Origin of the sequence: Actinosynnema sp. NPDC059797 (assembly GCF_042732085.1) — a bacterium.
In the GTDB taxonomy this organism is placed as follows: Bacteria; Actinomycetota; Actinomycetes; order Mycobacteriales; family Pseudonocardiaceae; genus Actinosynnema.
In genome coordinates this window covers 1-3,022 of sequence record NZ_JBHWIE010000588.1, presented here as the reverse complement: position 1 = coordinate 3,022, position 3,022 = coordinate 1, and the positions used below count along the sequence as shown (strand labels likewise).

The 3,022-nt window shown below is 77.4% G+C and carries 2 protein-coding genes; both read right to left on the bottom strand.

Features of this window, described 5'->3' with window-relative positions; translation table 11 throughout:
• The coding region (locus tag ACFV4N_RS42035; RefSeq protein WP_499678280.1) for a beta-ketoacyl synthase N-terminal-like domain-containing protein at positions 1 to 1,376 on the bottom strand (1,376 nt) is incomplete at its 3' end.
• A partial coding sequence (locus ACFV4N_RS42030) for an SDR family NAD(P)-dependent oxidoreductase (RefSeq protein ID WP_499678279.1) occupies positions 1,373 to 3,022 on the bottom strand: 1,650 nt, incomplete at its 5' end. The genes ACFV4N_RS42030 and ACFV4N_RS42035, both read right to left, overlap by 4 nt.

The window sequence follows — 3,022 nt, the reverse complement described above, 5'->3', positions numbered from 1 at the left end:
CCCCTGCGCGCCGAGACCACCAGCACCCGGTCCCCCCGAGCCGCGCTCCAGGCACGCCCGCGGTGCGGCTCCTCCAGCACCACGTGCGCGTTCGTCCCGCCGATCCCGAACGCGCTGACGCCCGCGCGGCGCGGCCGACCGGTCTCCGGCCAGTCCCGCAGCGCGGTGTTCACGAAGAACCGCCCCCCGCGGTCCAGCTCCGGGTTGGGCCGCTCGAACCCGAGGCTGGGCGGGATCACGCCGTGCCGCACCGACAGCACCGCCTTGATCAGCCCGGCCACCCCGGCGGCGCGGTCGAGGTGACCCACGTTGGTCTTCACCGACCCCAGCGCGCACGACCCCGCCGGCCCCGGTCCGAACGCCTGGCGCAGGGCGGCCAGCTCCGCGGCGTCGCCGAGCGCGGTGCCGGTGCCGTGCGCCTCCACGTAGTCGATGTCGTCCGGGCTCAACCCGGCCCCGGCGATGGCCTCCGCGATCACCGCCGCCTGGCCGCGCACCGCGGGCGCGGTGAAACCGGCCTTGACCGACCCGTCGTTGTTGACCGCCCAGCCGCGGATCACCGCGTGGACGTGGTCGCCGTCGCGCAGGGCGTCGTCGAGCCGCTTGAGGACGACCACGCCCACGCCGCTGCCGGTGGGCGTGCCCAGGGCGGCGGCGTCGAACGCGCGGCACCGGCCGTCCGGGGAGGCCATCCCGCCCTCCTGGTAGAGGTAGCCCACGCGTTGCGGCACGCTGACCGCCACCCCGCCCGCCAGCGCCGCGTCGCACTCGCCCGCGGCCAGGCTCGTGCAGGCCGCGCACACCGCCACCAGCGACGTGGAGCAGTAGCTCTGCACGGAGTAGGCGGGTCCGGTGAGGCCGAGCAGGTAGGAGGTGCGCGTGCTCAGGGAGTCCTTGTCGTTGGCGAGCGCGAGCTGCACCGCGCCGACGGACGCCGTCAGGGCCCGGTCGGGCAGCAGGTTGTTGAGCAGGTAGGTGCTCAGCGCCGCACCGGCGAACACCCCCACCTGGCCGCCGAGGCGCGCGGTGTCCCAGCCGGCGTCCTCCAGCGCGTGCCACGCCTGCTCCAGGAACAGGCGCTGCTGCGGGTCCATCACCTGGGCCTCCCGCGGGGTGCAGCCGAAGAAGCCCGCGTCGAAGAGGTCGACGCCCTCCAGCACCGCGCCGGACCGGACGTAGTCCGGGTGGCGCAGCAGGTCGGGCGGCACCTCCTCGGCCAGCTCCTCCTCGGAGAAGTCGGTGACGCAGTCGCGGCCCCGGCACAGGTTGCGCCAGAACTCCGCCACGTCCGCCGCGCCCGGGAACCGCCCCGCCATCCCGACCACCGCGATGCCCTCGTCCGCGCCGGCCACCCCGAAGTCGTCGTTCCCGCTCATCCGCCCCGCACTCCCCGTCGCCGCGCCGCCGCCCGGCGGCGGCGGTCCTGTCCTCGGGCACCTGCCTCGTCCACCTGCCCGCCCGCCCGGCCCGCCGGGTCGAGGAGCGCGGCCAGCTCGGCCACGGTGGGTCGCTCGAACAGCACGGGCGCGGACAGCTCCACGCCCAGCTCGCGCTCCAGCCGGGCGACCACGGTCATGGCCAGCAGCGAGTTCCCGCCCAGCTCGAAGAACCGGTCGTCGACGCCGACCCGGTCGACGCCGAGGTGCTCGCCCCACACCCGCGCGATGTGCCGCTCCACCTCGCCGCGCGGCGCCACGTAGGGCGTCCGCAGGGCCGGGCGGGCGAAGCGCTGCCCGGCGGGCCGGGTCGCCGGTGCGGCGGTGAACAGCTCCGCCCAGCGGCGCCGGGTCGCGGCCAGTCCCTCGGGCAGCACCAGCACCTGGCGGAGGCCCGAGGCCAGCGCCCGGTGCAGCAGTTCCACGCCCTCGTCCTCGGTCACGCCGAACTCGTCCCGGTAGGACCGGACCCGCGCGCCGAGTTCGGGGGCGTCCGCGAACACCTCGGCCTGCCAGGAGTCCGAGCGCCAGGGTCCCCAGGCGATCGACACCACCGGCACGTCCGCCCCGCCGGCCGCGCGGGCGTCCAGGTAGGCGTTCGCGGCGGTGTAGTCGCTCTCGCCGACGCCGGGCACCGCGACCACCGAGGACGAGTACAGGGCGACGAAGTCCACCGGGACGCCGCGCAGCGCGTCGAGCAGCGCCGCGGTGCCGTGGACCTTGGGCCGCAGCACCGCCAGCGCCTGGTCGCGCCCCTTGTCCCGGACCAGTCCCGCGCCGGGGACGCCCGCCGCGTGCACCACGCCGTGCAGCGCGCCGAAGCGGCGCACCGCCCGGTCCACGACCTCGCGGAGCCGGTCGGCGTCGGCCACGTCGGCGGCCTCCACGACGACCTCCGCGCCCAGGCGCTCCAGCTCCAGCACGGCCCGGACCGCCTCCGACCCGGCGGCGAGGTCCGGCCACCGGTCGCGGGGCGGCAGCGGGGTGCGGCGGACCAGGACGAGCCGGGCGGCGACGCGGGCGGCCAGGTGCGCCGCGAGGGCCCGGCCCAGGCCGCCGAGCCCGCCGGTGATCAGGTACGTGCCGCGCTCGCGCCACACGGCCCGCTTCGGCGCGTCGAGCCGGTGGGGACTCCACTCGCGCACCCACCGGTGGCGCCCGCGCCAGGCCACCGGCTCGTCCTCGGCGGACTGGCCCAGCTCCGCGAGCAGGGCGCGGGCCGCCTCGTCCGGGCGGGTCGCGTCCAGGTCGACCGACCGGCAGCGCAGGGTGCGGTACTCCGCGTCGAGGGAGGCGCACAGGCCGAGCAGGGTCGCGTGCTCCGGGTTCGCCAGGTCGTCGCCGAGGACGGCCACGGCGCCGGCGGTGACGACGACCAGCTCCACCGGGTGCGCGGGCAGGAGGTGCCCGAGCGTCCGGGCGAAGGCGAGCAGGCCCAGGAAACCCCGGGACAGCGCCGCGTCCAGGTCGTCGGCCGGTGCCGCGCCGAGGGCGTGGAGCACCTTCGCCGGGCGGACGCCCCGCTCGGCGAGGTGCCCGAGCAGGCGCCGGTGGTCCTCCGGTCGTTCCGGGTCGAGGGCGTAGGC